The sequence below is a fragment of the Halomonas sp. BC04 genome (assembly GCF_000568385.1).
Genome location: NZ_AZQX01000109.1, coordinates 1 through 5,930, shown reverse-complemented (window position 1 = coordinate 5,930; position 5,930 = coordinate 1). Strand labels below are relative to the sequence as shown.

The window sequence follows — 5,930 nt, the reverse complement described above, 5'->3', positions numbered from 1 at the left end:
CAGGCAAGCGCCCCTTCCTTCGGTGCGCCGTAGGCGATGTCCTCGCCCTCCTGCTGCAGGCGAAATGCGGTGGAGTCCCAGGTCTGGCCGATGATGGCGCCGTTGGTACGAAAAGCGGCCTGGGCCTCGTTCTCGGTATCCCAGAACTGGGCCAGCATGTGCTTGTGCTTGGCCGCCTCTTCGACGATGACGTCGAAGTTGGCGCGCATCGCCTCTTCCGACTTGTAGGAGTCGAGCATCGGGAACGGCAGCCTGCCCTCACGCTCCAGCCACAGGCCGATGCCCACCAGAGCCGAGTGGCCGCGGACGGTCACGCCCTGGCCATGATCGGGATTCCACAAATCGGCATAGCTGAGGTTGGCGCGATCCACGTCGGCGAAGCGGCGATGCCAGGTAATGGCCTCGGTGCCCCAGTCGCTGGGAGCAAAGTAGCGCTTGCCATCCACCACGCCGCCCACCCGGGAGCCCTCGATGGCGCTGTCCAGGGCACCATTCCAGTTGATCCGCGACTCGTCCAGCGGCTGCACCAGGTCATAGTCAAGATAGCCCGGCACCCGGTCCACCGTGGGCATGATCACGTCGAAGCCGCTGCCGTCGCTAGCCCGCAACGAGTTCATCAGCTCGTCGTTGGTGCCATAGGGCGTGAAGGTGGCGCGTATGCCGGTCTTCTCGGTGAAGTCGGCCAGCATTTCATCGGTGAAATAGCCCGCCCAGGCGTAGATACGCAGGGTCTGGTCCTGGGCCAGCACCTTGTTGATGTAGAACGAAGGCACGGTAGCGACCGCGCCAGCGGCCAGGGTACCTTGCAGGAAACGGCGACGAGTGAACGACATGACGGGTCTCTCCATGAGGGCTCTGACACAAGGAAAGCGAGACCGGTGGGCAACGATGCCACCTGCCTCGCGATGCGCCAATTCAAGTATCGCGCTAATTCGTGACGGCTGGGTGATCATTGAATGACCGTTCAATACCGTTGAACTAGGTTAGCACCCTGAGAGAAAAGCTCCGTATGTCGTTTCAACGCTCGCCGCACTCAACTCGCCTGAATGGCCACCTTCAGTACGCCGTCGCGCTGATGGGAAAAGAGATCGTAGGCCTCGGTGATCTGCTCCAGCGGATAGCGATGGGTCACCATGGGCCCAAGGTCGATTCGCCCTGACTCGATCACCTGCATCAGGCGGCGCATGCGCTCCTTGCCGCCGGGACAGAGCGAGGTGATGATCCTGTGATCGCCGAGCCCGGCACAGAAGGCATCCAACGGGATGGTCAGGTCACCGGAATAGACACCCAGGCTCGAGAGCGTGCCGCCCGGCTTGAGTACCCGCAGCGCCGACTCGAAGGTGGACTGCAACCCGAGCGCCTCGATGGAGGCGTCCACGCCGCGGCCGCCGGTGAGCTTGAGGATTTCCGACACCACGTCGACCTTGCGAAAATCGAGTGTGATATCGGCGCCCATCTGGCGCGACATCTCGAGCCGCTCGTCGACGCCATCCACGGCAATGATCAGGCCGGCCCCGCGCAGCCGGGCCCCAGCGGTGGCGCACAGGCCGATAGGCCCCTGGGCAAAGATCGCCACCGTGTCGCCAATCTTGATGCCGGCCGACTCGGCCCCGGCAAAGCCGGTGGACATGATGTCGGGGCACATCAATACCTGCTCGTCAGTGAGGCCATCCGGCACCGGCGAGAGGTTGGCCTGGGCGTCCGGCACCAGCAGGTACTCCGCCTGGGCGCCATCAATAGTATTGCCGAAGCGCCAACCACCCATGGGCTTATAGCCATGGCTGTGGTGGCCGCCATCCTGGGCGCTACAGCCATCCTGGCAGGCGTAGGAGGTAAAACTGGGGCAGATCGCCCCGGCGATCACCCGCTGCCCTTCCTGGTAGCCCTGAACATTGGCACCCAGTTTTTCGATCACCCCCACGGGTTCATGGCCAATGGTGAGGCCCTTTTCCACCGGGTATTCGCCCTTGAGGATATGGACATCGGTACCGCAGATGGTGGTGGTAGTGACACGGACAAGGGCGTCGTTGGGACCTACCTCCGGAATGGGCTTGTCATCGATCTCGATGCGTCCCGGTTCGACGAAGATTGCCGCTTTCATCATGTCTGGCATGGTCACTCCTCTGTGGACTCTCTGCGCCCATGGGACAGGCACCCTTTAGGTGTGGCACAGGGGCCGGACATTCGCCTTGATGCACATCAAGAATACAGAAAGCATGCAGAGATATGACCATGGGATAACGCGACGCGCCGGCAAAAACCGGCGCGCTGTGCTGCTGAATTATGCTGCTGAAGTGGCTGGGCCTACATCACCGGCACACCGGTCACCCAGACATGGAGGTGGAAGGCAAAGAGATAGTAGGCGATCAGGCCACCCACCACGGTAATGGCAGTGCCGGCCATGCGGGGCGTCGTCTGCGGAGCCGGCTGGCGACGGCGTGCGGAGCGGAAGTCCAACACGGCCCAGGCCAGGAAGGCACCGAAGAAGACGATGTCACCCAGGCGGCCGTTGGCCAACAGGTGCGACAAGGCCCATACCTTGACTGCCAGTACCATCGGGTGACCCAGCTTGGCCTTGATATGGTTGTTGGGCACATAGGCCGCCACCAGCAGGATGAAGGCCGGGATCATCAGCAGCGCCACGGCATGGCGCAGGCCAACGGGCGGAAACCAGACCCAGATGGGGTCGAGCCGCATACGCCCGTACCCCCAGATGGCAATGGCCAGGCCGATGACTGACACCACCGAGAAAATAGCCTTCCAGCGCAGCTCTCCCATGCGCTGGACCTGTGCGCTGCGCCAATCGTCGGCAAAGATGCGCACGGAGTGCACACCCAGAAATATGAATAGGCCAAGAATCATCACGAACATGCCGGGGCTTCCTTTGCATTGGGTCTGGAAACGGGTCTCGAAGCGGATATCGAAACAGCGTGCAGCTTAACGACACCGGCTCGTTACACCAAGCTCCCAGGGAAATATTCGATCAACATGCCGCCCTTTCAGGCCTCACCTCTTACCCGGGGCAAGGGGAGATACGCCGGCCCTTCGATCACTTCACCCTCGGTATCGAAGCGGCTCCCGTGGCAGGGACAGTCCCAGGTGGATTCCGCCGCGTTCCAGTGAACGATGCATTTCATATGGGGGCAGACGGCAGACAGCACCTTGAGTTCGCCGGCCTCAGAGCGATACATCGCAAGCTTCTCGCCATCTTTCGTGGCAACCCTGCCTTGCCCCGGCGCCACTCCTTCGAAGGAGTCGATTCTCTCGGTACCCAGATAACCCTTGGCCAAGTGCTTGGTGACGGTAGCGTTTTCCTTGGCGTACTGCAGCGCCGACTTGCCCGGCGTGACGCGCCGCGACCCGAAGCGGGAGTGCCAGGGGTTGTCGCGACCGAGGATATCATCGGCGATAAGCCGACCGGCCAATGCGCCCCATACCAGGCCATCGGCGGCAAAACCGGTTGCCATGTAGAGGTTGTCATGGCCATGCATCCTGCCGATATAGGGCAAGCCATCGGGTGAGCTGTACTGCTGGGCAGACCATTGATGCGTGAACGCATCGATATCAAAGCGGCTGCTCAGGCATTCGCGCAGCCGCTGGTAGTGGTCGCCCTCATGCTCGCCAGTCTTGTGCTTCTCGCCGATCGCCACCAGGTAGCGATCCTCGCCATGGCGATAGCTGCGCAGCGAGTGGAAGGGGTCGAGTAGCCAAAAAATGCCTTCGGGGTACTCGCCGCTCCTCAGCCTGGCCGCAACGGCATACTCCCGCGATACCAGCATGCCGGCCTGCAACAGGCTGACCCCCTTTGGGGTATGGGTCGCGAAAACGATATGTCGGGCCGCGATGCGAGCCGTGTCGGTCTGCACCACGCCCTCCTTGGCATCCACCCGGCGCACGGGGGAATGTTCGTGTATTTTCACCCCCTCGCCGATCAGGGCGGTTGCAAGGCCCTGGAGATAATGCAACGGGTTGAACTGGGCCTGGTGGGGAATACGGATACCCCAGCTGTCGAAGGGCAGCCCGGGATGCTCGGCGGATTTGATGTCGAGCCCGGCCCTGAGCAGCGCATCCCGCTCGTCGTTCAGCCTTTGGTCACTTTGCTGCCTGTCCCCGACCAGCAGTCGATAGGCCGATTGGCGGCGAAACTGGCAGTCGATGGAAAAACGACGGACCAGCGCTTCGATATCATCGATCGCTTCGCTTCTCGCGCTGACCACATCGGCTGACACCTTATCGCCCCATTTACGGCGCAGCGCCGCCTGCCCGGAGGCCAGCGTGCTGTAGAGATTGCCCGTGGAGCCTCCCGTCACACCACCGCCCACGGCCCTCGCCTCGAGCACGACCACTCGCTGGCCGGCCTCGGTCAGCGACAAGGCGGTCGTCAGCCCGGTGATGCCTGCCCCGATCACGACCACATCGGCTTCAGCCTGCTCATCCAGGGGGGCGCAGCCCGGCACTCCAAGACTCCCCAGCCTCCATATCGATGCCATAACGACTCCTTTCGTCAGGACGTGCGTACGTACTGCTAGTAGGTATAGAAGGTGGTGGAGCGCGATGCGAGTCGGGAGCGTCTGGATGCCTCCCCTAGCCAACAAACGAACCAACAGCTCTTACACAAGCCAACTTTTTGACGACCACTCTTAACAACTTTCCCGCTCTTCGGCGCCTTCCCCTCACTTTATGCCTGCTATGTTGAAACAGCTCATATGAGCATGGAATGTATATCGCAAAGGGAGCAGATCAATGGTTATCAAGAGTGCCAACGAGCTTTTTGCCCGTCTGTTATCCGAGACCAACAGTGCCGAGAAGCAGATCACCCGAGCACTCCCCAAGATGGCGCGTGCGGCTGACAACGAGAAGCTGGTCGAGGCCTTCCAGCACCATCTCGAGGAGACCCAGGGCCAATTGGAGCGCATCGAACAGGCCGCCGACTCCGTCCCGGACATTCGCATCAAGCGGCTCAAGAGCCATGCGATGGAGAGCCTGATCCAGGAAGGAGAAGAGTTGGTCGATTCCACCGAAAAGGGTCCACTTCGCGATGCTGGCCTTATCGCAGCGGCACAGAAGGTGGAGCACTTCGAGATCGCGGCCTACGGCACCCTGTGCGAGCTGGCCGAACAGCTGGGCTACACCCAAGCCAAGGAGATCCTCGCCGAGACGCTGAAGGAAGAGAAATCCACCGACGACAAGCTCAACAAACTGGCCAAGGCCGATGTCAATCGCAAGGCCGGCTGAGCCCGACGGCTTCCACGAGGCAGGCCCGATACGGCCTGCCTTCACTTTGTTTCACTTTCCTACCGATTACCACAAGGCCCGATCAATCGACCTCTGGCGGAAGCAACAGGCTCAGGTCGATGCGCTTTCGGTGCCGTCGTATACAGCCAGCACATGGTGCCGCTTGTCCAGGGGTTCGGCGGCAATCACGTAGTCGGCGCCGCAGGGTAGCCCCGCCTCGCTGCGAGCCAGGGGCAACGCCTGCTCGCGCAGCGCCTCGACGTGTTCCCGCATGGCCGCAGCGAGCTTGTCATCGTTGAAGCCGTCGAGCTGGCGCAGGCACAGGTCCAGCTGGGTATTGACGAAGCGCTCCCGGTAGCGAATGGGGAAATGGCGGATTTCACAGACTCGGAAGCCTGCCACCCCCAGCTGCCGCTGGACCCAAGTGGCGGGATATTCCCGGTAAGGGCGGCCACCGCCGACCAGCAGGCAGGCATCGCGCAAGCGTCCGATGCGCTGCACGATGCGCCCCGCTTCGGTGCCCGGATCGTCGAGTACATAGGGCTCGGTGCCCACGATATAGAGCCGATGCTTGACGTGGGGGCGCACCCGCTGCAGGACCCGCTCCTGCCAGTAGGGAGCGAATCCTTCGATCGCGCCGATGAAGTAATCGAGCAGCACCGTGTCGAAGCACTCCCCGTAGAGCAGCTCGTCCG

6 protein-coding genes are annotated in these 5,930 nt (G+C 62.0%); 1 reads left to right on the top strand and 5 read right to left on the bottom strand.

Going from position 1 to position 5,930, the window contains the following annotated elements:
* The 4 genes from Q427_RS07700 to Q427_RS07685 form a co-directional block, all read right to left on the bottom strand.
* On the bottom strand, window positions 1–833 hold an 833-nt coding region (locus tag Q427_RS07700), incomplete at its 3' end, for an extracellular solute-binding protein (RefSeq protein WP_043512597.1).
* Between the two features lie 200 nt (window positions 834–1,033).
* A complete protein-coding gene (locus Q427_RS07695; RefSeq protein ID WP_043512595.1) occupies window positions 1,034–2,113 on the bottom strand; it encodes an NAD(P)-dependent alcohol dehydrogenase in 1,080 nt (359 codons plus the stop codon).
* Window positions 2,114–2,304: 191 nt separating this feature from the next.
* Window positions 2,305–2,871: an NnrU family protein gene (locus Q427_RS07690; protein WP_043512593.1), complete on the bottom strand. Its 567-nt coding sequence runs from the start codon at window positions 2,869–2,871 to the stop codon at window positions 2,305–2,307.
* Window positions 2,872–2,999: 128 nt separating this feature from the next.
* On the bottom strand, window positions 3,000–4,490 hold the full coding sequence (locus Q427_RS07685) for an FAD-dependent oxidoreductase (protein ID WP_043512591.1): 1,491 nt from the start codon (window positions 4,488–4,490) through the stop codon (window positions 3,000–3,002).
* Between the two features lie 253 nt (window positions 4,491–4,743).
* Here Q427_RS07685 and Q427_RS07680 point away from each other — a divergent pair, with 253 nt between their 5' ends.
* Window positions 4,744–5,235, top strand: a complete 492-nt coding sequence (locus Q427_RS07680) for a YciE/YciF ferroxidase family protein (protein ID WP_043512588.1) — start codon at window positions 4,744–4,746, stop codon at window positions 5,233–5,235.
* A 111-nt stretch (window positions 5,236–5,346) separates the two neighbouring features.
* Here the strand turns inward: Q427_RS07680 and Q427_RS07675 are convergent.
* Window positions 5,347–5,930 (bottom strand): hypothetical protein (locus Q427_RS07675; RefSeq protein ID WP_043512587.1); only part of this gene is annotated, 584 nt, incomplete at its 5' end.